Raw genomic sequence first — 24,195 nt, forward strand, 5'->3', positions numbered from 1 at the left:
GGTTAGTTCAATTTCTTGAGAAACGCTTCAAACGGGATATCATTGGTAAAAATTACGCCTTGTTTATCAATCACCGGAATCGATAAATTGTTCAGGCTGATGTTGGCATTTTTGAGTTTGAAGAGCATTTCCTTTAACGCTTCTTGGTTCTTATCGATGTCGTAAAAAACAAATTCGATATTGTTTTCTTTGAGGTATTTTTTGGTATCGGTGCAATGGTGACATTCGTCGCTGCCATAGACTATCATTACTCTTTTTTCGGAGGCAGGAGTTGTTTTTGGTTGATTTTGTTGTGCCGACAATTGTTGTCCTAAGCAAAGCATCAAAAACAATAAAATAGCCGTTGATTTTTTCATAAGATTCCTTTTTAGCGATAATTAAAGATAACTATTCTTAGTTAAAAATAATTCCCATACCATAAAACTATGGTATAGGAATTACTCAAACTAAACATGAAATAGGTTGTTTTAGAACTTGTAAGTCAATGCCATAGAAAGTGATCTTCCCGGCAAAGGTCTTGCTCTAACAATATTAGTGGTATTGGCTGTAATGCTACCTTCTTCCGCTTCAGTAATGGCTAAAGTATTGAATAAGTTATTTCCGGCTAAGTTTAATGATAAACCTTTGGTAATACCTAATTCTACAAATCCGTTAACGATTACGAAACCGTTCATCACTAACTCATTGCTGTCTTGCGCATACGCTTTGGTTTGTCCGATAAAGCTTAATCCGAAAGTGTTGTTGGCTTTTCCGAATTTGTAAGTCGGAATAAAGTTATACATCATTTTTGGTTGTCTTCTTGGTTCGTTACCGTCATTAGCGCCTGAAGTAATCTCAGCTTTAGTATAGGTAAATCCACCGCGTAAGTTGAAGTCGCTGTTTACATTGTATGACGATTCCACTTCAAGACCCATAGAACGGTAGTCGTTTTCGATGATGCTGTTAGATGTTGCTTCGAAGCCACCTTCTTCAGTGGTAGTTGAAGTAAAGAATGTTGCATACACATACCCTTTGCTGAACTTTCTTTTGTACCCTAACTCAGCTTGAGCCAAGTAATCCAATGAGTTGATTTTATCTCCGTCAAGATAATTCAAGCCCGAGAATAAGATACGATCCGCTTTAGCAGAAGCACCTTTACTGTAACGAGCGAAAACAGATTGGTTGGCATCGATTAAATAATTAGCGCCTAAAGAGTAAGACACATAATCGTAATCGTAATCAACTGCCGTTGTATTGGCAGTATTAATAGCTGAAACGCTGCTTTCAGGAGCTGAAATTACGTTGTCGTTATTGATATCGTATACTGTTTGAGAAGAACCGGCGAATGAACCGTTAACCTGACCCATATCGAAACGGATACCTCCTTCTAAAGACAATTTATCGGTAGCCTCAAAAGATACGTTAGCGTATGGAGCCGATACATTGTATTGCGTATCATAGTTACGTGTACAACAGTTACCCCAAGCCGGAACTCCGTAGGCATACAAACCGTTGGTTGAAAGTAAATTTCCACCTGCATCAGTTACATTAATTAAGCGTGGATTGTTATCCGATACTTCTTGTAAGTAAGAATTCCACAACCAAGACATAGAGATGTTTTGGATTGATTTGAAATAACCGGCGGTTAAACCGAATTTGTCAAATTTCTTAGTGATTCTTAAGTCGTTCATGAAGTTGTTGAAGTTGTTCAACTCTACATCAAACATGTGAATTCTTGATACTAAACCGTTCGGGTTGTTGAAAGCCGTTCCGTCGTTAGCATAAGTTAAGGTTGATCCGGCTCCGAAAGAGTTAGCAATAGTAGCTGCTGAAGCCACTTCAGCCGGGAATGGTGTAATGAATTGTCCACTGTTAGAAGAGAAACGACCATTGTTAGTTAATTTCCATCCATCAGCCAATTCGAAATTGATTGACGCACCTAATGTTTTGGACACCGGATGCATACCATCGGCTACGTTCCCTCTTCTTACGTTACCGTTACCGTCTAAGCCAACATTGTGCATTAGATAAGGTGATTGTTGCGTACCTGAAGTAGCGTCGTAACCACTGATGCTTTCCCAGTTAGGATTTGAATTGCTTCCGGTTACTTTGATTGGCATTGGCATGAACGCTGCTGCTCTGTCGTTTAAGAATTTGGCATAAACCGTAACCGAACCGTTTTCGAATTCTTTGGTTACGTTCATTTTGAATTGACCACCGTTATTAGCGGTAAAGCCCGGGCTTCTGACACCTTCACCGGTTCTGTAAAAACCACCGGCGTGGAAGTATAATCCGTCTCCGATGCGCGCACCATACTCGATATCGGTTCTGAAATCATTGTAATCTAAACCAAAACTGGTTACCATGCTTCCGCCTTCAGTTTTACCGGTTTTGCTGATAAAGTTGATGATACCACCCGGAGAGTTAGAAGACAAAGTTGACGCTGAACCTCCACGGATAGCTTCGATTTTAGCAATGTTTCTGTCAAATCTGGTGAAGATATCTGCTGTAGCAAAAGCGATGTCACCGTACAATAATACCGGTAAACCATCTTCTTGGATTTGCAAATATTTAGAACCTCCTGAAGAGATAGGCACCCCACGAACTGAGATGTTAGCATTTCCTTCACCTCCTGATGATTCGGAACGAATACCCGGAATAGTTCTGAAAATCTCAGCAGTTGAACGCGGTGCTGATTGCTCTACTTGTTTCACATCTAAAGTAGTAACTGAAACACTCGATTTGATTTTGGCTCTCGGATTCACCACACCGGTTACTACTACTTCTTCTAAAACTTTAGAATCGTCTTGTAGTTGGAAATCCAAAGTGGTGTTTCCTTTTACGGCTACTGTTTTCTTTTCGGTAGCAAAACCGATGTAAGAAACCGTTACGGTAACTGAACCGTCAGCCAATCCTGAGAAAGAATACATTCCTTCAGCATTGGTTGAAGCAGATTTGGAACCGCTACTCAACACCACGTTAGCGCCTACTACGGCATCTCCTTTGGCATCGGTTACTTTTCCTGATAAGCTACTGCTTTGTGAAAAAGAAAGATTGAATAGCAGCAAAGCCACTACAAACAACATCTTTTTCAAAAATAAAGTACTTTTTTTCATCATTTGTAATTTGTTTGATTAGTAAATTTTGTTGGTTTATTTTTCGAAATTATATTTTTTAATTAACAATTAATTATGAAATCGTTATCGAAAACGTTTTCGAAATTACCGAAAACGTTTTCGATTGCAAATTGAGTTTTTTTTATGATATTTGTTAAATGAGAGACATAACTTTAAAGCAAATTGCCGAAACCTTAGGAATATCTATTACTACGGTATCTAAGGCGTTAAAAGACTACCCTGATGTGAGTCCGAAGACGCGCAAGGCCGTTTTAGAGTTGGCTCAATCCCTAAGTTATACTCCCAACAGTTTTGCCGTAAACCTTCGGACCAAAGAGTCTCGCACCATTGGGTTGATAATTCCTGAAGTAGTCCATCATTTTTTCTCCAATGTGATCAACGGAATTATTGATGAAGCAGAGAAAAATGGGTATTTGGTGATTATTTTACAGTCGAATGAATCTTTGGAATTGGAGAAAAAGCAAGTGGAACTTTTGATGCAGAAACGGGTGGACGGTATCATTATGTCGCTCTCAAATGAATCCAACGATGATGAACATATTCGCGATATTTTACGCAAGGAAGTTCCTTTCGTAATGTTTGATAAAATATCGAAACTAATCCCTTGTTCTAAAGTTATCATCAACGACCAGAAGGCAGCCTTCAATGCTGTACAACATTTGATTCAAAAAGGGTGTAAAAAAATTGCTCATATCCGCGGTCCGGTGAATCCTCAAAATGCCATTGACCGATTTTTGGGTTACAAGAAAGCCTTGGAACAAAATGGCATTCCGTTCGATTCCAAATTGGTTTACACATGCAAGAATGTAACTTTTGAAGAAGGTTTGGCTTTTGGAAAACAAATTGCGGTTGAACATCCGGATGTGGATGGCATCTTTGTCATCACCGATTTAGTAGCTGTAGGTGTCTTGGCCCATTTTAACGAAGTAGGCATTAAAGTGCCGGAACAGGTTAAAGTAATCGGATTCAGCAATTGGTTCATGTCGCAAGTAATTACCCCAAAGTTGAGTACAGTTGACCAACCGAGTTTTGAAATGGGTGTGCAATCTTTCAAATTGTTGTTGGAAGAGATTAATACTAAAAAAGACCTGCATTCGTTTCAACCGAGAACCATTGAATTAGAAACTTCGGTTATTGAACGAGACTCTACTTTAAAAAATTAATGTTCTTTTTGATGCCTTCCCATTGTGCCCTCTTGAGTGGCGAATTCGGAAAAACTTTGGCAAAGGTTTCTTCGGTGATTTCTTCCCAGTCTTTTTTGGAGTAAGACAACAGTTCGGGATAAGCTTTAAAAGCCGGTTCCTGATGTGGCTTTGAAAATTTATTCCACGGACAAACATCTTGGCAAACATCGCAACCAAACATCCAATCGTCGAACTTGCCTTTTACTTCAGAGGGAATATTTTCTTTGAGTTCGATGGTGTAATACGAAATACACTTGCTGCCGTCGACTATGTAAGGCGACACTATGGCTTGCGTTGGACAAGCGTCTATACAAGCCGTACAAGTACCACAATGGTCAGTGGTTGGTCCGTCGTATTCCAATTCTAAATCGACTACCAATTGGGCAATAAAATAGAAAGAACCGACTTTTTGCGTGATTAAATTGCTGTTTTTGCCAACCCACCCCAGACCACTTTTAGCGGCCCAAGCTTTGTCCATTATGGGTGCCATATCGACAAAAGCCCTACCGTGCACCTCCCCGATTTCTCTTTTGATAGATTTTAAAATCTTGACCACTTTCTTTTTGATTACATTGTGGTAATCCTTACCGTAGGCGTATTTTGAAATTTTATAGGTTTCCGTATTTTGAAACTCGGAAGGATAATAGTTGACCAGTAAAGAGATGACACTTTTAGAATCCGGCACCAATAAAGTTGGATCTAGGCGTTTATCAAAATACTCTTCCATATAACCCATTTGGCCATGGTAATTTTGGTTTAGCCAGCGTTCCAATCGAGGCGCTTCTTCCTCTAAAAAACCGGCTTTGGAAATGCCACAAGCCATAAAACCGAGGCGTTTGGCTTCGGCTTTGATGAATTGGGTATATTTCTCTTTATTGGAGTTCATGGTGCATTAGGGGTTGGAGCGATTGTTTGAGCTCTTTTTTGTGCAGCAAAAAAAGCGAGTGCGGAAGACCCGGCCCGGAGGGACACGAGGCGAAAGCCGACTGCCCGAAGGGAAATGCCCTAAAACAATCCGCCTTGAATATTTGGGTTAATCTTGCCCAAATGCTTATAGGCTTTCTCGGTGACTTCTCTACCGCGGGGCGTTCTGACAATAAAACCTTCTTGGATTAAAAAGGGTTCATACACTTCTTCTATGGTTTCTCCACTTTCGGATACTGCTGTGGCCAAAGTAGACAAGCCAACCGGTCCGCCTTTGAACTTTTCGATGATGGTAGTTAGAATTTTGTTGTCCATTTCGTCTAAACCATGGGCGTCGACATTTAAGGCTCTTAATGAAAAACGAGCGATTTCGATGTCAATTTTTCCATTTCCTTTAATTTGGGCGAAGTCACGTACACGCCTTAACAACGCATTAGCAATACGTGGGGTTCCGCGGCTTCGACCGGCAATTTCAATAGCGGCTTCCATGGTGATAGGCATTTTGAGTATGCTTGAACTGCGTTGTACAATAGTAGTTAATAGTTCGGTGTTGTAATATTGCAAACGACTTTGGATACCGAAACGGGCACGCATCGGCGCAGTTAATAGCCCTGAACGTGTAGTTGCACCGACTAAGGTAAAAGGATTGAGGTTGATTTGTACCGTTCTGGCATTAGGTCCGGATTCAATCATGATATCGATTTTAAAATCCTCCATAGCAGAATATAGGTATTCCTCTACTACGGGGCTTAATCGATGGATTTCGTCTATAAACAAGACATCTCTTTCCTCGAGATTGGTTAACAAACCGGCTAAATCCCCGGGTTTGTCTAATACCGGACCTGAGGTGATTTTGATTCCCACACCCAACTCATTGGCCAAAATATTAGCCAAAGTTGTTTTTCCTAAACCCGGAGGTCCGTGAAACAAAGTGTGGTCGAGTGCTTCATTGCGAAGGTTGGCGGCCTCCACAAAGATTTTTAAATTATCCAAAACCTGTTCTTGGCCTGTAAAATCATCAAAACTCAGCGGTCGGAGTTTTTTTTCCAGATCGAGTTCTTCGGAATTGAAGCGCTGATTAGTTGGGTCTAGATTTTCATTCATCTCACAAATATATAACAAAGTTGGTTGCCAATAAAAAAGCCTTTCGATTAGGAAAGGCTTTTTTATATAGTAAGTAAGGATTAGTGATGTAATACTTCTTCACCCGGTTTCATTGGGACGTTTTGTGGTACAAAATCGTCATCATGTCCTGGTTTGCTGTAGTCGTAAGGCCATCTGTGAACTTCAGGAATTTCTCCCGGCCAGTTACCGTGCATGTGTTCTACCGGAGCAGTCCACTCAAGCGTATTGGATTTCCAAGGGTTCTGAACAGATTTTTTTCCGTAGAAGATACTGTGGAAGAAGTTCCACAAGAAAACCAATTGGAAAGCACCACCCACTAAAGCGAAAGTTGTAATGATAACATTTACGTTTTGCAAATCATCGAATAACGGGAAGTTGGTATTAGTGTAATATCTTCTTGGCAAACCGGCCATACCGATAAAGTGCATTGGGAAGAAAACACCGTAAGCACACACAGCAGTTACCCAGAAGTGAACATAACCTAAGTTTTTGTTCAACATTCTTCCGAACATTCTAGGGAACCAGTGGTAAATACCGGCGAACATTCCGTAAAGCGCAGAAATACCCATTACTAAGTGGAAGTGCGCAACTACGAAATAAGTATCGTGTACATTAATATCCAAAGTGCTGTCTCCTAAAATAATCCCTGTTAAACCACCTGTGATAAAGGTTGAAACCAAACCGATTGAAAACAACATTGCCGGGTTCATTTGTAAGTTACCTTTCCACAACGTGGTAATGTAATTGAATGCTTTTACTGCAGAAGGTATTGCAATCAATAAAGTAGTAAAGGTAAATACTGAACCTAAGAATGGATTCATACCGGAGATGAACATGTGGTGACCCCAAACGATGGTTGATAAGAATGCAATGGCTATGATAGACATAATCATCGCTCTGTAACCGAAGATTGGTTTACGAGAGTTCGTGGCTATAATTTCAGAGGTAATTCCTAAAGCCGGTAACAATACAATGTAAACTTCAGGGTGACCTAAGAACCAGAATAGGTGTTCAAACAATACCGGAGAACCGCCTTGATAATGTAAAACTTCACCGGCAATGTAGATGTCTGACAAGAAGAAAGAAGTTCCGAAACTTCTGTCCATGATTAACATTAAAGCAGCAGACAATAATACCGGGAAAGAGATAACACCAATGATAGCGGTGATAAAGAAAGCCCAAATGGTTAAAGGCAATCTTGTCATTGACATTCCTTTTGTTCTAAGGTTGATAACCGTAACTATGTAATTCAATGATCCCAATAATGAAGAAGCAATGAAAATAGCCATTGATACTAACCATAGGGTCATCCCAGCTCCAGAACCAGACATAGCTTGTGGCAATGCGCTTAATGGAGGATAAATTGTCCAACCTGCCGAAGCCGGTCCTGATTCAACAAACAAAGAGATTACCATCACAACACTGGAAAGGAAAAACAACCAGTAAGAAATCATGTTCAGGAATCCTGAGGCCATATCTCTGGCTCCGATTTGCAATGGAATTAATAAATTACTGAAAGTTCCGCTTAGTCCTGCAGTTAACACGAAGAATACCATGATGGTACCGTGTATAGTAACAAGAGCTAAGTAAGTTTCATTATTCATTACTCCTCCCGGTGCCATACGCTCACCAAGGAAAAAGCTAAAAATTTTAAAAGATTCTTCAGGCCAAGCCAATTGCATTCTGAAAAGCATTGACATACCAACACCAATTACACCCATAATGATACCGGTAATCAAATACTGTTTAGATATCATTTTGTGATCAATACTAAAGATATATTTAGTAATGAAAGTGTCTTTATGGTGGTGTTCGTGTGCGTCGTGACCGTGATCGTGGTTGTGAGCTGACATATTATAAACTTTTAAATTTTATTAATGTTTTGGTTCTGCTTGGGCAACAACTGTAGTGTCTTTGCCTGCGGTTGAAGAAGTATCTTGCGATGGAGTAGCGGGAGCTTCAGCAGCTTTAGCCTCGGCAGCAGCAGTTTTTACAGCCTGTACAATAGTTTTAGCAGCGTTTTCTTTTAACCAAGCTGCATATTCTTCAGGAGTATCAACAACAATCTTCATTTGCATATTGTAGTGAGAAGCACCACAAATTTTGTTACACAACAATAAATAATCGAAAGTGTAAGGATCTAAAGCGGTTTGACCATCTGCTACTAATTTTTCACTTTTCTTAGCTCTGATAGCGTTGATGTTAGCAACCTTAGCAATCATAGCCGGTTTTTCTCTCATCTCTGCAGTTGTCATTGTTGGCACAAAAGAAAAGGTAGTAACCATACCCGGAACACAGTTCATTTGTGCTCTGAAGTGAGGCATGTAGGCAGAGTGTAAAACATCTTGAGAACGCATTTTGAAAACTACTCTTTTACCTTTAGGAATATGCAATTCAGGAGCTGTAAAATCATCTTGCGCGTTAGGATCTGATAAATCAACACCTAAATTATTAACGCCCTCAATATATCTTACATTGGCTTTACCTAACACATTATCGGCACCTGCATAACGAGCTTCCCACTTGAACTGTTGAGCATATAATTCGATAACAATAGCGTCTTGCTCTTCTTTTTCATCAACAAACATAATGTTGGTCCAAGCATACAAACCATAAAGAATTAAACCAGCTAAAACAATGGCCGGAATAATACTCCAGATAAACTCTAATTTGTTGTTATCAGCAAAATAAAGTGCTTTTTGACCTTGTCTCCCTCTGTATTTGAATGCGAAATAATGTAATAACGCCTGAGTAACTGTTTGAACAATAAAAATCAACACCAATGAAATGGTCATAAGATTATCTACTTGCGGACCGTGTTCAGAGGCAGAATCACCAATAAGTGGCAAATCACTATAATTTAACAAACATAAAATAGTAGTCAGATAGATGAAACCTAAGAAAGCAAACATCAAAAATCCATTTACTTTATTATCATTATCACCTGCAATCTGAGTGTCATTAACATTTCCACCACCAACTTGAGTTAAGTCGAATATTTTAGTTAACTGCCACAAGGCAACCGCCAATAAGACTACAACTATAAGTATCAAAAAAGTTGTCATTTGTAATTTACTTTAAATATTAATAATGAAAATGTTTACTTTCTTCAATAAACGGATTGCGTTTTGGCATCAACGGAGCTTTAGTCAGCGCATTGAACACTACAAAGATGAATAAGCCTAAGAAGAATAAAATAGAAGATATCTCAGGAATACCGATAAACCATTGGTCGCCCACAGTTGATGGCATAATCATGTTGAAGAAATCTACATAATGACCTAATAAAATCACGATACCGGCCATTACTATAATCCAAGTAATGCGTTTGAAATCGGTATTGATTAAAACCAAGAACGGGAAGATAAAGTTCATAACAACAGCACCGAAGAACGGTAAATTGAAATGTTCAATACGGGTTTTAAAATAAGTCACCTCTTCCGGTATATTAGAATACCAAATCAACATAAATTGAGAGAACCATAAATAAGTCCAGAATACACTGATACCAAACATGAATTTAGATAAGTCATGAATGTGGCTTGAATTAACATTCTCTAAATAACCTTTAGACTTAAGATATAAAGTAACCATTGAAATAGTAGTGATACCACTTACGAAGAAACTCGCAAATACATACCATCCGAATAATGTACTGAACCAGTGTGGGTCAACAGACATAATCCAATCCCAAGCCATGATAGATTCAGAAACAATAAAGAATACTAAGAATGCCGCTGACATTTTGAAATTCTTTTTGTAGAAAGTGTTATCTGTAGCCTCATCTTGAGCCAAACAGTTCTTTCTTGACAAGTGTCTGTATAAATTCCATCCGAAGATAAATACCGCGGCTCTGATAATCCAGAACGGAAAATTCAAATAACCGGCCTTACCTTGAATAATTTCATCTGTAGCTCTTACCTCTTCGTCCATCCAAATAAACAAATGATTGATGTGGAAACCTGATAAAAGTAATAGAACAAAGAAAATAATTGAACCCGGTAATAAGTAAGCGGTTATTCCTTGCATAACACGGAATAACACCGGAGACCAACCCGCTTGCGCTACTTGTTGGATAGCATAGAAAGCCAAAGCACCCAATGCGATTAACATAAAGAACAGACATGCTACATACAAGGCTGCCCAAGGTTTGTTTTGTAATTGGTGTAGAACGTGTTCTAAATGCTCTGTGTGCTCAGCTGTTGCTTTTGCATCGTGACCTGCTTTCTCTCCGTGAGCATCGTGAGTAGTTGCAGCGTCATGAGAATTAGAATGTCCGTGACTATCAGATGCCAAAATAGTCTCAACATCTTGAATAGTTTTTGGTGCAGTTAAAAAACCATAACCAATCCCAAGAACACCAACGATCATTAGGACAAAAGAAAAGGTTTTTAATTTACTTGAAAATGTATACATATCTATAACAATCTGTTTGTTCTACAATTATAATTTGCTTTTAAGTTGCATTACATAGGCGGCAACTAACCAACGCTCTTCTTGACTCAACTGATTAGCATGAGATCCCATCGAGTTCAAACCATAAGTAACAACATGGAAAACACTGGCCTCATTGATAACTCTGTCAGCATAGCTTGGTACTCCTAAGAATTTTTCTTGTGTAACCAACTTTCCTTTACCGTTACCTTCAGTACCGTGACAAATGGCACAGTAGATATTGAAAAGCTCTTCTCCTTTTTTCATGTCTACTTGGGTTGAATCCAAAGGTGATTTAGGATTAGTAGCCTTTAACATGGCTAAAGCTTCAGGCGTGTTTGGCACTTCATAAGGCACAAAACCTCTTTTGATAGAACCGTCAGCAGGTAACTGACCTTCTTTTCCTTTTTCACCTGTAGGAGAATTGAAAGCATCAGATTCTGAATAGGTTTCATATGCTACTGATTCGTACATATTGGGCATGTATTGATAGTTTGGCTTCAAATCGTCTTTACACGAAGACACAGAAACCATGATGCCTAATACAAATGCTGTTTTAAATAAACTTTTCATCGCTAATTATTAATGCTTATCAATTACTTTCACTTCCACTGCTCCGGTTCCTTCGAAGAATTTTACCAACTCTGCTTCGTTGTCATGAACTGCCACTTCCATTAAGAAGTGATCATCAGTTGTTCTAACATCCGGATTTTCTGCTTGCTTGAATGGCCATAATTTACTTCTCATATAAAAAGTAATTACCATTAAGTGGGCAGCGAAGAAAACGGTCATCTCAAACATTACGGGTACAAATGCCGGCATGTTTTGAATATAACTAAAACTTGGTTTACCTCCGATATCTTGCGGCCAATCAGAAATCATAATATAATTCATCATGGTAGTGGCTACTGATAAACCAATACATCCATAGATGAAAGCACAGATGGCTAATCTTGTCGGAGCCAATCCCATAGCTTTATCTAACCCGTGTACCGGAAAAGGAGTATAAACTTCCTCAATATGATGGTGAGCTGCTCTGGTTTGGTGAACCGCGTGCATTAATACATCATCATCGTTGTATATTGCGTGTATAACTTTATTACTACTCATAGCAATTATTAATGTTTATCTGAATGATTATGACCTTCTAATTCTCTTTGTCTTTTATAATTTTCACCGGAAGATTTCAAGATTGTCTTAACCTCTGCTTGCGCAATTACCGGGAAGGTTCTGGCATACAAAAGGAATAATACAAAGAAGAAACCAATAGTTCCAATGAAGATACCTATATCTACAAATGTCGGCTGGAACATAGTCCAAGAAGACGGAAGGTAATCTCTGTGTAATGAAGTTACGATAATTACGAAACGCTCAAACCACATTCCGATATTTACCACAATTGAGATTACGAAAGAGAACATGATACTGGTTCTTAATTTTTTGAACCACATGAACTGAGGAGAGAAAACGTTACAAGTCATCATCGCCCAGTAAGCCCAAGCATAAGGACCGGTTGCTCTGTTCAAGAAAGCATATTGCTCATACTCTACTCCTGAATACCATGCTACGAACAACTCGGTAATATAAGCAACCCCAACGATAGAACCTGTAATCATGATTACAATGTTCATCAACTCGATATGTTGAATGGTGATGTAAGCCTCCAGATTTGATACCTTTCTCATGATAATGAGCAAAGTATTAACCATAGCAAATCCGGAGAATACCGCTCCTGCAACGAAGTATGGAGGGAAGATGGTGGTATGCCATCCCGGAATTACTGAAGTAGCAAAGTCGAAAGATACAATTGTGTGTACCGAAAGTACTAACGGAGTAGCCAAACCGGCCAAAACTAAAGATACTTCTTCAAAACGTTGCCAATCTTTGGCTCTACCACTCCATCCGAAAGAAAGGATGGTGTATATTTTTTTTGCAAAAGGAGTTACGGCTCTGTCTCTTAACATGGCAAAATCCGGCAATAAACCTGTCCACCAGAATACTAAGGAAACAGACAAATAAGTTGAAATTGCAAATACGTCCCAAAGAAGTGGTGAGTTGAAGTTAACCCACAATGAACCGAATTGGTTTGGAATTGGTACCACCCAGTAAGCTAACCAAGGACGACCCATGTGAATGATTGGGAACAAACCTGCTTGGATTACCGAGAAGATGGTCATCGCTTCAGCTGAACGGTTAATAGCCATTCTCCATCTTTGACGGAATAATAATAATACGGCAGAGATAAGTGTTCCGGCGTGACCGATACCTACCCACCAAACGAAGTTGGTGATATCCCAAGCCCATCCAATTGTTTTATTTAATCCCCATGTTCCGATTCCTGTAGAGATGGTGTAGATGATACAACCTATTCCCCAAAGGAAAGCGGCTAATGCGATAGAAAATACAGTCCACCACTGTTTATTGGCTCTTCCTTCCACCGGAGCGGCTACATCTACAGTTACATCGTGATAAGTTTTATCACCTATAACTAAAGGTTTTCTAATGGGTGCTTCGTAATGAGACGACATAATCCTTTATATTGTTTCTTAATTAATTACTTATTGATACTAGGTATTTCTAACTTTTACGTGGTAGAAAACGTTTGGTTTTGTTCCAACACTTTCTAACAAATGGTACATTCTCTTGTCTTCAGCCAATTTAGCTACTTTGCTTTCTTTGTTGTTAACATCCCCAAATACCATTGCTCCGGTTGTACAAGCAGAAGAACACGCTGTTTGGAATTCATCCACCGCAACTTCTCTGCCTTCACGTTTAGCAGTTAGGATGGTCAATTGTGTTTTTTGGATACACATTGAACATTTTTCCATAACTCCACGAGAACGAACGTTTACATCCGGATTCACTACCATACGCCCTAAGTCATCATTCATATGGAAATCAAACTCGCTGTTGTTGCTGTATAGGAACCAGTTGAAACGACGAACTTTATAAGGACAGTTGTTAGCACAGTAACGAGTACCCACACAACGGTTATAAGCCATTTGGTTTTGACCTTGACGACCATGAGAAGTAGCCGCTACAGGACATACGGTTTCACATGGTGCGTGGTTACAGTGTTGACACATTACCGGTTGGAATACCACTTGTGGGTTATCACTTGGGTTTTCCATTTGACCGAATCCACCCAATGAACCTTTATCACCAAATAAGCCTTCGAATTCTTCTTTTTTCTTGTTATCACCTTCGAAAGTATCTTCTGAAGAGTAATATCTATCAATACGCAACCAGTGCATATCACGACTTCTTCTAACTTCAGATTTACCTACAACAGGAACATTATTCTCAGCATGACAAGCAATTACACAAGCACCACAACCGGTACAAGCATTCAAATCGATTGACAAATTAAAGTGATGACCTACCGAACGATCGAAAGATTCCCATAAATCAACTGAAGTTGCAGCAACTTCCTTGTGGTCTAAAGAAACCATAGGAGTCGGATTCCAAACTTCAGGTTCATCAAATTTAGCGGTGAATACAGTTAGAGTAGTTTCTTTGATAATATCACCTCTACCCATCAACGTTTTTTGTGATTGTACACAAGCAAACTCATGAGTGCCATCAGCTTTAGATACCACAGCTGATTGAACATTATCAAAATTATTATATAAAGCGTAAGCGTTAACACCTACTTGCATTTCTTCTTTTAATCCGGCTTTTTTTCCGTAACCCAAAGCCAACCCAATTGTGCCAACTGCTTGACCGGGTTGAACAATTACAGGAGCTGTGATTGAAGCAGCACCTACTTTTACAGTAGCATAACTTCCGTCTAAACCACCATTAGCCACAATTTCGTTAGTCAGACCAAGCTTTTCAGCATCAGTTTTAGAAACGGTTAAGTAGTTATCCCAAGATACTCTTGTAATAGGATCCGGAAACTCTTGTAACCATGGATTATTAGCCTGTTGACCATCTCCCATACCTGTTTTGGTGTACAATACCAATTCGAAATTAGCCAACGGTTTAGATTGAGCCAAAGCACTTGCAGCAGCATTGTAATCAGCAGAACCGGCTGATGCCGCTGAAGGAACACCGGCTACTACACCATCATGAACGGCTTTGTTCCAAGTTAATCCATTCAAGTAAGCACCAGAATTTGCTTTAATATAATCATAATAAGAAGCGCCGTTACCAATCCATGACAACAATCCTTCTTGGAATTGTTTTGAACTGAACAACGGACGAATAGTTGGCTGTACAATAGAATATGTTCCTTTTGTCAACATTAAGTCGTTCCATGATTCCAAATAATGAGGAGCAGGAACAGCAATATTAGTTACAGATGCCGTTTCATCTTCTTTCAAAGAGAAAGCAACTGATAATTTTACTTTTTTCAATCCTTCAGCAAATGCTTTTCCGTTTGCTAAAGTATAAACCGGGTTAACACCACTCATAATTAAAGTGTGTACGCTGCCCGCATTGATATCAGCCAATAATTGAGTTACTTTAGCATCAGAACCTTTTCTGATTTGACGAGTTCCCACTGTAGAGAATGCCTCACTTGCCAGAGCTTGGTTGATCGCTAAAACCAATAATTGTGCATTTTTATCTTGAATTCCAGACACTAAAAGACCTTTAGCTCCGGCAGCTTTTAATTGTTGAGCGGCTTTAACAACCACCTCTTCATTAGCTATTTTACCTACATTAACGGCTGCACCGGTAACTATGCTATAGATTTTAACCAATGCTAATTTTTGATCGGCAACTTTCATCGGCACTCTCTTATCTGCAGCCGCACCTGACAAGGTCATATTGGCTTCAAATTGGTAGTGCTTAGACATTTTACCTTTTTGAGGAATTCTGCCTTGAGCATATCCTGAATCGTATCCGCCACCTTGCCAATCTCCTAAGAAATCAGCTCCAACGGAAACTATAGTATTGGCTTTAGAAAAATCATAATCTACTAAAGCTCTTTCTCCGTAAACAGTTTCAAAAGCATCCAATGCAGCTGATTCAGATACGGCATCATAAATCACATGTTTAGCAGTTGGATTTTGAGCAATAAATTCAGCTATCAACTTTTCAGTTGAAGGACTGGCCAAAGTATTGGTCAACAAAACTACCTGCCCTCCTTTAGCTTTAGCATCGGCTAAACTCGCTTTTATTTTCATATCAGCAGCAGCCCATGATGCATCTTTATGATCAACCTTGGTTACTTTAAGACGGGTATTGTCGTACAATGACAAAACTGAAGCGTGAACTCTAGCATTAGCAGTAAACTTAGCACCGGCAATGGTATTGTTTTCAATTTTAATAGGACGACCTTCACGTGACTTTACCAAAAGATTGGCAAAATCAAATCCATCAAACATTGAAGTTGCAAAATAATCTGCCACTCCCGGAATAATTTGCTCCGGCTGTAAAACGTAAGGAATTGATTTGTGCACAGGACCTTCACAAGCAGCTAAAGTAGCAGCTGCCGTACTAAATCCAACGTATTTCAAGAAATCACGACGAGTTGTTGAAGAAGAAGATAAAGATTCTTTATCAGATAAGAACTCCTCTGTTGGGATTGGTTCTGAGAATTCATTATTTCTAAGCGTCTCAACAATAGAACTATTTTCGTTTAGTTCCTCAACACTTTTCCAGTATTTTTTGTTCGATGACATCGTATATAAATATTAGCTTCTTAATAATTTGATTAATAGTGGCATTTACCACATTCTAAACCTCCCATTTGTGCTGCAGTCAATTTGTCTACACCATACTTTTTAGAAAGTTCTTCGTGAATTTTAGTATAGTAGGCATTGCCTTCCATTTTAACATCAGTTTCACGGTGACATTTGATACACCAACCCATGGTTAACGGTGCAAATTGCTTTTGAATTTCGTATTCTTGAACAGGACCGTGACATTTTTGACATTCAATTCCGGCAACAGTTACGTGTTGAGAGTGATTGAAATAAGCAAAGTCCGGTAAGTTGTGGATGCGAACCCATTTAACAGGCTTGGTTTTACCCGTGTATTTTTGGGTTGCTTTATCCCAACCCACAGCATCGTATAATTTTTGGATTTCCCCATCGTAAAATGCTTTACTGTATTCAGGTGTTGCTGTAGTATCAGCTACTTCAGCAATATTTTTGTGACAGTTCATACAAACATTCAATGATGGAATACCGGCGTTTTTACTAACTCTGGCAGCAGAGTGACAGTATTTACAATCGATTCCGTTGCTACCGGCGTGAATTCTGTGAGAATAATGAATTGGTTGAATTGGCGCATAATCTTGATCAACACCAACCTGCATCATCCACCCGTAAACAAAGTACCCGCTTGAAAGCAATAAGAAAATAGAAGCCACTAAAACCAAGAATTGGTTTTTAGCAAAAGCTTGCCATAATGAAACTCCTTGTTTTGCAGGCAACTCAATACCGTTAGATTTAGCCACTTTCGTCAACACGTTGTTCACAAAGAACAACATGATTACCAACATCAACATCACTAACGCTAAAGCCCCAAGGATAACATCATTAGAAATACCTCCTTCATCAGCCCCGCCGTCTTTACCCGGTAGTGCCGCTACAGCAGTCGCAGGCTCAGCTTTTGGCTGATCAGTGTAAGCTATAATATTATCAATATCAGTAGTTGATAATTGAGGAAACGCTGTCATCACCGACTTGTTGAATTCTTCAAAAATCTTGATAGCTTTAGCATCCCCAGATTTGATCAATGCAGAACTATTGTTGACCCATTTGTAAATCCACTCCTTGTCATACTTTGCAGAAACACCTCTTAACGCAGGCCCGGTCATCTTTTTATCAAGATTGTGACAAGCCGCACAGTTGGCATTAAACAAAGCTTTTCCGGCTACAGGATCTCCCCCGGTAGCAGCGGCAGGCGCGGCAGAGGTTGCGGCAGGAGCAGCAGCATCAGTTGTTGGTGGCGTTTCTTGTGAAAATGAGGTGAAGGAGAATGTTAGCATTAAAGCTAAACTAAAGACTATTTTCCTTGAAATCGAATTATGGTTACCCATTTTTTTCATATAATAAATGATTATCGACTAATGTTGGCATGATTCTTTCTGAAGGATTTTCAGCTAAAAATCGACGCTTTATTAAAAACTTGCACAAAAATACGACTTATGAACTATTCTCAAAACCTTAAATATATCTTAAATACCAATTTATATTAATTCTAAATAACGAATAGTGTTTTGTTTAATTTATTAAGTTTTACATTTGTATAAAAATCAAATCATTATGAAATTTTTACCCAAAACTAAAGCGGTTTTTTTCTACGCAATCGTTTTCTTTTTTTGCCAAAAAACCTACTCTCAGGACACAAAAGTGACCGTCGATCAAGATGTTAAATTTGAACAATTGCTAAATGAGAAAAGAAAAATTAACAGTTCAATTACTATTAATGATCGTTACAAAATTCAGATCTTCAACGGCGACACGGAAAACTCTAAAAAAACATTGATAGAATTCAAAAAAGAATTTAAAAATTTAGATGCCACTATAGTGTTCAGTACGCCACTATACAAGGTTTGGGTAGGCAATTTTAAAACCCGAATTGAAGCCGAAAAAAACTTATTGTTGCTGAAAAAAAGATATCCTACTGCCTTTTTGATTAAACCCAATAAATAAAAAAAGCCCCGAAGTTCGGGGCTTTTTTATTCAGTACTATTTCAATTTTTTCTTCACTTCCACTTCTTGGAAAGCTTCGATCACATCATATTCTCGAATATCGTTGTAATTCTTTATTTGCATACCGCAATCATAACCTTTAGCTACTTCTTTAACATCATCTTTGAAACGCTTTAAAGTAGCCAATTCTCCTGTAAAAATCACTACTCCTTCTCTGATTAAACGGATTTTTGAATTTCTGAAAATCTTTCCGTCGGTCACCATACAACCTGCAATTGTACCCACTTTAGAAATTTTGAAAGTCTCTCTGATTTCAGCCGATCCTGTAATCTCTTCTTTCATCTCCGGAGATAACATTCCTTCCATAGCATCTTTCAAATCGTCGATAGCGTCGTAGATGATAGAGTAGTTTCGGATATCGATTTCTTCTTTATCAGCCAATTGCTTAGCATTTCCGGAAGGACGAACGTTGAATCCAATGATAATTGCATCTGAGGCTGAAGCCAACAATACGTCGGATTCCGTAATCGCACCAACACCTTTGTGTATGATTCTGATTTGAATTTCTTCTGTTGACAGTTTGGAAAAAGAGTCAGATAACGCTTCTACCGAACCGTCAACATCTCCTTTTAAGATAATATTTAGCTCTTTAAACTGACCTAAAGCGATTCGACGACCGATTTCCGCCAATGTAATGTGTTTTTGTGTGCGAACTGATTGCTCACGCAACAGCTGAGTTCGTTTGGCCGCAATTTGTTTGGCTTCTCTTTCGTCTTCAAACACATTAAATTTATCACCGGCAGTAGGTGCTCCATCCAATCCTAAAATTGAAATTGGGGTTGATGGTCCGGCCACTAATACATTGTGCCCTCTTTCATCGTGCATGGCTTTTACCTTGCCGTGATTTTTTCCGGCCAAAACATAATCCCCTACTTTTAATGTCCCGGCCTGAACCAAAACTGTGGAAACATAACCGCGACCTTTGTCTAAGAACGCCTCTACTACTGTACCTACAGCAGGTTTATTCGGATTGGCTTTTAAATCCAATAATTCAGCTTCTAATAATACTTTTTCCAATAAATCTTTCACACCGGTTCCGGCTTTTGCGGAAATATCGTGTGACTGGTACTTTCCGCCCCAATCTTCCACCAATAAATTCATACCGGCCAATTGCTCTTTAATTTTTTCAGGATTAGCTGCCGGTTTATCCACTTTGTTGATAGCAAAAATCATAGGGACTCCGGCCGCTTGAGCGTGACTAATGGCTTCCTTGGTTTGAGGCATGATGTCATCATCCGCTGCAATCACAATAATAGCAATATCGGTAACTTGAGCTCCACGAGCACGCATAGCGGTAAAAGCCTCGTGACCAGGTGTATCCAAGAAAGTGATTTTTTGACCATTTTCCAGCACCACTCCGTAAGCTCCGATGTGTTGGGTAATTCCTCCGGATTCCCCGGCAATCACATTGGTTTTACGAATGTAATCCAATAATGAGGTTTTTCCGTGATCTACGTGACCCATAACGGTTACAATCGGCGCTCGGTGAACTAAATCTTCCGGTTTATCTTCAACCACTTCTAAATTTTCCTCTATATCAGTGGTAATAAATTCTACTTGGTATCCAAATTCGTCGGCAACAATGGAAAGTGTCTCCGCATCTAACCTTTGATTCATGGTAACCATGATTCCTAAAGTCATACAAGTTCCGATTACTTTGGTAATTGGCACATCCATCATAGTAGCAATCTCACCCACAGTAACAAACTCGGTTACTTTGAGGATTTTGCTTCCTTCTTCCATCGCTTGCATTTCGTCTTCTGAACGCTGACGGTGTGTATCACGCTTGTCTCTGCGATACTTGGCCGCTTTAGATTTGTTCCCTTTTCCTTGTAAACGCTCTAAAGTTTCTTTGATTTGGTTTTTTACTTCTTCTTCGGTTGGCTCAACTTTTTGAACAATAGCCGGACGGTTTCCTTTTTGGAAGCCCGGTTTGTTACCAAATTTAGAAGGACCACCTTGGGCATTATTACCTCCTGTTATCGCAGGTTTATCACCAGGTTTCGGAGCAATTCTTTTGCGCTTATTTTTGTTCGCATTCTGACTTGCATTGGCATTTTGACCGTTAGCTGCAGCCGGCTTACTGTTATCTTTCTTAAAATCTTCTTTTTTCTTTTTCGGCTTATCAAATTGAGACAAATCGATTACTTGTCCGGTTAGTGTTGCTCCGGATAGTTTTTGGTATTGCGTGGTAATCGTTTCATCTGTAGCTGCTTCAACAGGTTTTGAAACCACTTCTTTAACTGTGGCTTGGGTAGGCTCTTCAGCCGGTGCAGCAGCTGTTTTTTGATCAACATTTTCCGATTTTTCTGCTGAAATTTTAGGGGCTTCTGTTGGAGCAGCGGTTTGTTTTGGTTCCAAATCGATTTTGCCGACTTGTTTTGGACCACTGATAACGGCTTTCGCTTTAATCAGTTCGAGACGTTGACGCTCTTCTTCTTGTTTGCGCTTGTCTTCCAATTCTTTTTCTCTTTCCAAACGAAGGGCTTCTTTTTCCTTTCTGATTTCTTCGCTTATTCCTTTAGAAGCTTCTTTGTTTCCTTTGTCTCCTGCAAATTGACCACAAAGAATATTGTATACATCATCGGAAATCTTTGTGTTGGGACTGGCTTCAATAGCAATTCCCTTATCTTTAAGATAATCCACAGCTCTTTCCAAAGAAATATTTAATTCCCTTAAAACTTTATTAATTCTAATATTTCCTTCAGACATAAAATCTAATTAATGTTATCTATTGTTGTGTTGGCGAAAGTTTAGTCTTCAAACTCTTCTTTCAAAATTTTGATTACTTCTAAAATGGTTTCTTCTTCCAAATCGGTTCTTCTTACCAAATCAGCCACATCTTGATTTAGGATACTGCGAGCGGTGTCTAAACCGATTTTAGCAAACTCATCGATTACCCATCCGTCGATTTCGTCTGAGAATTCAGTTAATTCTACATCATCTTCTTCAATAGCACTGCCTTCTCTGATCACATCAAGTTCGTAACCGGTTAATAATCCGGCCAATTTGATATTATGCCCACCGCGACCGATGGCTTTGGAAACTTCTTCTAATTTTAAAAATACTTCGGCTCTTTTTTTCTCTTCGTCGATTTTAACAGAAGATACTTTGGCCGGACTTAAAGCTCTGGTGATGTACAACGGTAAATTGTTAGTGTAGTTAATCACGTCGATATTTTCGTTTCCTAACTCACGAACAATTCCGTGAATACGGGATCCTTTCATTCCTACACAAGCACCAACCGGATCAATTCTGTCATCATAAGAATCCACCGCTACTTTGGCTTTTTCACCCGGAATTCTCACCACTTTTTTAATCATAATCAAACCGTCGAACACTTCAGGAATTTCTTGCTCAAACAGTTTTTCCAAGAATTTATCCGCTGTTCTCGACATGATGATTTGCGGCTTATTGCCTTTCAACTCAACACTTTCAATGATTCCGCGAACGTTATCACCTTTACGGAAAAAGTCAGACGGGATTTGTTTTTCTTTCGGCAAAACAATTTCGTTACCTTCATCATCTACCAAAATTACAACTCTTGGACGAACATGGTGTACTTCGGCGGTGTAAATTTCACCGATTAAATCTTTAAATTGCTTGTAAAGATTAGTATTGTCGTGTTCGTGAATTTTAGAAATCAAGTTTTGACGCAATGCCAAAATGGCTCTTCTTCCCAAATCGATTAATTTTACCTCTTCCGAAACATCTTCTCCAACCTCAAAATCAGGTTCAATTTTTCTGGCTTCAGACAAAGCAATTTCTTGGTTTTCATCTTCTACTTCGCCATCAGCTACAACCACGCGATTTCTCCAGATTTCCATATCACCTTTATCAGGGTTGATAATAATATCAAAGTTATCATCAGAACCGTATTTCTTTTTTAATGCGTTTCTAAATACATCTTCCAAAATCGCCATAAGCGTTACTCGATCAATAAGTTTATCGTCTTTAAACTCTGAAAATGATTCGATTAATGCAATATTTTCCATGCCTGTTTTAATTAAAATATTATTGTAACAATTGCTTCTTTTATTTCTGAATAAGAAAGGTCGCGTTTGTGCTCAACCGTTTCTTTTCCTTTTCCTATTTTTTTGGGTTCTCTTGCCGTCCAAGCAAGTGTGATTTTTTCATCATCAGCAGCTTCCAACTTGGCCTCAATAGTTTCCGATGTTGTTGTTTTGACTTTTAGGTTGCGACCAATATTTTTTTTGTACTGTCTAACCAATTTTAATGGCGAAGAAACTCCTGCAGAGGCAACTTCTAATGAAAAGTCTTGTTCTTCTCGATCAAGGTTGTTTTCTATGGCCCGACTGACATCAATACAATCTTGCAGCGTTACACCATTATCGCCATCCAAAGTTACGGTAATTTTATAACTCTCTGAAATACTTAAATCTACCAAAAACAAAGAGGAATTGTTCTCCAATTCTCCCGCTATTAAATTTGAAACCTTGTCTTTAAATGTCATTGTTGTATAAAAAGAGGGAAGCAGTGCTTCCCTCATTATTTAATTTGTATGGTAAATAACGCAGCAAATATAGTTATTTTTTTATAAATCAAAAATTCATTGCCAAATCAAAAAAAAATAATACCTTTATTGTGTTAAAATATCCTATCCAAAAATTACGTTTTTATATTATGAAAAAAATCTTAGTCCCAACAGACTTCTCTGAACATGCCAAATATGCCTTGAAAGTTGCGGCACAAATTGCCAGAAAAAACAACGGCGAAATCTTTTTACTTCACATGTTAGAATTGCCTCATGAAGCAGGCGATGCTATTGGTAGCGGACATGAATTGCCTGAAATTATGCTTTTCAAAAATGCGGCTATCAATCGTTTGGAAGACTTGATGGACGACCCTAGTTTAGAAGGTATTAAAGTTTCGGAAATTATTCAGTTTGAATTAGCCTTCGACGGAATTATGAATATCAGCAAGAAAAACGAAGTTGACTTGATTGTTATGGGTTCACACGGAGCCAGTGGTTTTAAAGAAATGTTTATCGGATCTAATGCTGAAAAAGTTGTTCGCAATTCTGAAATCCCTGTTTTAATCATTAAAAAAGAAGCCGGAAACTTCGAAGTAAACAAATTTGTTTTTGCTTCTGATTTTTCAGACGAAATCAAAAAACCTTTTGCTAAAGTAGTAGAGTTTGCTAATAAATTCGGTGCTGAATTACATTTAGTAATGATCAATACACCAAGCAGTTTCAAACCGACTCACGTTGCCAATGAAATTATGAATTCTTTTATTTCAGGATTTACCATTAACAAATGTTCTACTCACATTTATAATGATGTTAATGTAGAAAGTGGTGTTTTAAACTTTACCAACAGTATTGATGCTGATTTGATTGGAATGAGCACTCACGGAAGAAAAGGATTAGCCCACTTCTTTAACGGTAGTATCAGTGAAGACTTAGTGAATCACGCTGTAAGACCGGTGGTGACCTTTAAAATATAATTGTTAGACACCAAATAAAAAAGCCGCGAATCTGCGGCTTTTTTTATGCTTTTTTTTAAAACAAAAAATCCCGCAAATGCGGGACTTATTGTTGGTCTACTAGGACTCGAACCTAGAAAGACGGCACCAAAAACCGTAGTGTTACCATTACACCATAGACCAATTGGCTTATTGCGAGTGCAAATTTATAACAAATTTTATTTTACACAAACAAATCGTTAAAAAAATTAGACATCTCTTCTTTTAATTTATTCGACAAACCCATAATAAACT

The 24,195-nt window shown here is 38.7% G+C and carries 18 protein-coding genes and 1 tRNA gene; 3 read left to right on the top strand and 16 right to left on the bottom strand.

Going from position 1 to position 24,195, the window contains the following annotated elements; genetic code table 11:
* Window positions 1-2 precede the first annotated feature (2 nt).
* Window positions 3-356: a glutaredoxin family protein gene (locus ACJG85_RS01350; protein ID WP_409678128.1), complete on the bottom strand. Its 354-nt coding sequence runs from the start codon at window positions 354-356 to the stop codon at window positions 3-5.
* Between the two features lie 111 nt (window positions 357-467).
* Entirely contained in the window at window positions 468-3,098 is a 2,631-nt protein-coding gene (locus tag ACJG85_RS01355) for a TonB-dependent receptor domain-containing protein (RefSeq protein ID WP_412464659.1), read from the bottom strand.
* Between the two features lie 155 nt (window positions 3,099-3,253).
* Between ACJG85_RS01355 and ACJG85_RS01360 the strand changes: the two genes are divergently transcribed.
* Window positions 3,254-4,279 carry a LacI family DNA-binding transcriptional regulator gene (locus ACJG85_RS01360; protein WP_409678134.1) on the top strand — a complete coding sequence of 342 codons (1,026 nt, stop codon included), beginning with the start codon at window positions 3,254-3,256 and terminating at the stop codon, window positions 4,277-4,279.
* Here the strand turns inward: ACJG85_RS01360 and queG are convergent.
* From queG to ACJG85_RS01410, 10 genes are all read right to left on the bottom strand, one after another.
* On the bottom strand, window positions 4,263-5,186 hold the full coding sequence (gene queG / locus ACJG85_RS01365) for a tRNA epoxyqueuosine(34) reductase QueG (RefSeq protein ID WP_409678137.1): 924 nt from the start codon (window positions 5,184-5,186) through the stop codon (window positions 4,263-4,265). The genes ACJG85_RS01360 and queG overlap by 17 nt on opposite strands.
* 119 nt (window positions 5,187-5,305) lie before the next feature.
* Window positions 5,306-6,328 (bottom strand): Holliday junction branch migration DNA helicase RuvB, encoded by a 1,023-nt coding sequence (ruvB, locus tag ACJG85_RS01370; protein ID WP_409678140.1) that lies wholly within the window; start codon window positions 6,326-6,328, stop codon window positions 5,306-5,308.
* 80 nt (window positions 6,329-6,408) lie between these two features.
* The gene (locus ACJG85_RS01375; protein WP_409678143.1) at window positions 6,409-8,202 is read right to left on the bottom strand and encodes a cytochrome c oxidase subunit I; all 1,794 of its coding nucleotides are present in this window, start codon (window positions 8,200-8,202) and stop codon (window positions 6,409-6,411) included.
* Between the two features lie 21 nt (window positions 8,203-8,223).
* Window positions 8,224-9,414: a cytochrome c oxidase subunit II gene (locus ACJG85_RS01380; RefSeq protein ID WP_409678146.1), complete on the bottom strand. Its 1,191-nt coding sequence runs from the start codon at window positions 9,412-9,414 to the stop codon at window positions 8,224-8,226.
* Between the two features lie 19 nt (window positions 9,415-9,433).
* Complete coding sequence (locus ACJG85_RS01385) at window positions 9,434-10,765, bottom strand: quinol:cytochrome C oxidoreductase (RefSeq protein ID WP_409678149.1); 1,332 nt, start codon at window positions 10,763-10,765, stop codon at window positions 9,434-9,436.
* Window positions 10,766-10,792: 27 nt separating this feature from the next.
* Window positions 10,793-11,356: a c-type cytochrome gene (locus ACJG85_RS01390; RefSeq protein ID WP_409678151.1), complete on the bottom strand. Its 564-nt coding sequence runs from the start codon at window positions 11,354-11,356 to the stop codon at window positions 10,793-10,795.
* A 9-nt stretch (window positions 11,357-11,365) separates the two neighbouring features.
* Entirely contained in the window at window positions 11,366-11,893 is a 528-nt protein-coding gene (locus tag ACJG85_RS01395; RefSeq protein WP_396193853.1) for a DUF3341 domain-containing protein, read from the bottom strand.
* Window positions 11,894-11,901: 8 nt separating this feature from the next.
* Window positions 11,902-13,311, bottom strand: coding sequence for an NrfD/PsrC family molybdoenzyme membrane anchor subunit (gene nrfD, locus ACJG85_RS01400; RefSeq protein ID WP_409678154.1), 1,410 nt, complete (start codon window positions 13,309-13,311; stop codon window positions 11,902-11,904).
* A gap of 39 nt (window positions 13,312-13,350) precedes the next feature.
* Window positions 13,351-16,413, bottom strand: a complete 3,063-nt coding sequence (locus ACJG85_RS01405) for a TAT-variant-translocated molybdopterin oxidoreductase (RefSeq protein ID WP_412476746.1) — start codon at window positions 16,411-16,413, stop codon at window positions 13,351-13,353.
* 32 nt (window positions 16,414-16,445) lie between these two features.
* A complete protein-coding gene (locus ACJG85_RS01410) occupies window positions 16,446-17,786 on the bottom strand; it encodes a c-type cytochrome (protein ID WP_412476747.1) in 1,341 nt (446 codons plus the stop codon).
* Window positions 17,787-18,003: 217 nt separating this feature from the next.
* Here ACJG85_RS01410 and ACJG85_RS01415 point away from each other — a divergent pair, with 217 nt between their 5' ends.
* Window positions 18,004-18,393: an SPOR domain-containing protein gene (locus tag ACJG85_RS01415; protein WP_409678162.1), complete on the top strand. Its 390-nt coding sequence runs from the start codon at window positions 18,004-18,006 to the stop codon at window positions 18,391-18,393.
* A 36-nt stretch (window positions 18,394-18,429) separates the two neighbouring features.
* On the opposite strand, the gene infB is transcribed toward ACJG85_RS01415, so the two are convergent.
* From infB to rimP, 3 genes are read right to left on the bottom strand one after another with little or no spacing between them, the layout of a single operon-like run.
* Entirely contained in the window at window positions 18,430-21,165 is a 2,736-nt protein-coding gene (gene infB / locus ACJG85_RS01420; protein WP_409678165.1) for a translation initiation factor IF-2, read from the bottom strand.
* A gap of 41 nt (window positions 21,166-21,206) precedes the next feature.
* Window positions 21,207-22,448: a transcription termination factor NusA gene (gene nusA, locus ACJG85_RS01425; RefSeq protein WP_409678167.1), complete on the bottom strand. Its 1,242-nt coding sequence runs from the start codon at window positions 22,446-22,448 to the stop codon at window positions 21,207-21,209.
* An 11-nt stretch (window positions 22,449-22,459) separates the two neighbouring features.
* Entirely contained in the window at window positions 22,460-22,927 is a 468-nt protein-coding gene (gene rimP, locus ACJG85_RS01430) for a ribosome assembly cofactor RimP (RefSeq protein WP_409678170.1), read from the bottom strand.
* A 170-nt stretch (window positions 22,928-23,097) separates the two neighbouring features.
* On the opposite strand from rimP, the gene ACJG85_RS01435 reads away from it, so the two are divergent.
* On the top strand, window positions 23,098-23,922 hold the full coding sequence (locus ACJG85_RS01435; RefSeq protein ID WP_409678173.1) for a universal stress protein: 825 nt from the start codon (window positions 23,098-23,100) through the stop codon (window positions 23,920-23,922).
* 91 nt (window positions 23,923-24,013) lie between these two features.
* Here ACJG85_RS01435 and ACJG85_RS01440 read toward each other — a convergent pair.
* A tRNA-Gln gene (locus ACJG85_RS01440) sits at window positions 24,014-24,084 on the bottom strand.
* Window positions 24,085-24,195: the final 111 nt, after the last annotated feature.

The organism is Flavobacterium mekongense, assembly GCF_047038255.1.
Classification (GTDB): domain Bacteria; phylum Bacteroidota; class Bacteroidia; order Flavobacteriales; family Flavobacteriaceae; genus Flavobacterium; species Flavobacterium mekongense.

Excerpts from the sequence above, each read along its gene's own strand:
- ACJG85_RS01350 (WP_409678128.1), bottom strand. The coding sequence starts at position 356 with ATGAAAAAATCAACGGCTATTTTATTGTTTTTGATGCTTTGCTTAGGA.
- ACJG85_RS01355 (WP_412464659.1), bottom strand. The coding sequence starts at position 3,098 with ATGATGAAAAAAAGTACTTTATTTTTGAAAAAGATGTTGTTTGTAGTG.
- ACJG85_RS01360 (WP_409678134.1), top strand. The coding sequence starts at position 3,254 with ATGAGAGACATAACTTTAAAGCAAATTGCCGAAACCTTAGGAATATCT.
- queG (WP_409678137.1), bottom strand. The coding sequence starts at position 5,186 with ATGAACTCCAATAAAGAGAAATATACCCAATTCATCAAAGCCGAAGCC.
- ruvB (WP_409678140.1), bottom strand. The coding sequence starts at position 6,328 with ATGAATGAAAATCTAGACCCAACTAATCAGCGCTTCAATTCCGAAGAA.
- ACJG85_RS01375 (WP_409678143.1), bottom strand. The coding sequence starts at position 8,202 with ATGTCAGCTCACAACCACGATCACGGTCACGACGCACACGAACACCAC.
- ACJG85_RS01380 (WP_409678146.1), bottom strand. The coding sequence starts at position 9,414 with ATGACAACTTTTTTGATACTTATAGTTGTAGTCTTATTGGCGGTTGCC.
- ACJG85_RS01385 (WP_409678149.1), bottom strand. The coding sequence starts at position 10,765 with ATGTATACATTTTCAAGTAAATTAAAAACCTTTTCTTTTGTCCTAATG.
- ACJG85_RS01390 (WP_409678151.1), bottom strand. The coding sequence starts at position 11,356 with ATGAAAAGTTTATTTAAAACAGCATTTGTATTAGGCATCATGGTTTCT.
- ACJG85_RS01395 (WP_396193853.1), bottom strand. The coding sequence starts at position 11,893 with ATGAGTAGTAATAAAGTTATACACGCAATATACAACGATGATGATGTA.
- nrfD (WP_409678154.1), bottom strand. The coding sequence starts at position 13,311 with ATGTCGTCTCATTACGAAGCACCCATTAGAAAACCTTTAGTTATAGGT.
- ACJG85_RS01405 (WP_412476746.1), bottom strand. The coding sequence starts at position 16,413 with ATGTCATCGAACAAAAAATACTGGAAAAGTGTTGAGGAACTAAACGAA.
- ACJG85_RS01410 (WP_412476747.1), bottom strand. The coding sequence starts at position 17,786 with ATGAAAAAAATGGGTAACCATAATTCGATTTCAAGGAAAATAGTCTTT.
- ACJG85_RS01415 (WP_409678162.1), top strand. The coding sequence starts at position 18,004 with ATGAAATTTTTACCCAAAACTAAAGCGGTTTTTTTCTACGCAATCGTT.
- infB (WP_409678165.1), bottom strand. The coding sequence starts at position 21,165 with ATGTCTGAAGGAAATATTAGAATTAATAAAGTTTTAAGGGAATTAAAT.
- nusA (WP_409678167.1), bottom strand. The coding sequence starts at position 22,448 with ATGGAAAATATTGCATTAATCGAATCATTTTCAGAGTTTAAAGACGAT.
- rimP (WP_409678170.1), bottom strand. The coding sequence starts at position 22,927 with ATGACATTTAAAGACAAGGTTTCAAATTTAATAGCGGGAGAATTGGAG.
- ACJG85_RS01435 (WP_409678173.1), top strand. The coding sequence starts at position 23,098 with ATGAAAAAAATCTTAGTCCCAACAGACTTCTCTGAACATGCCAAATAT.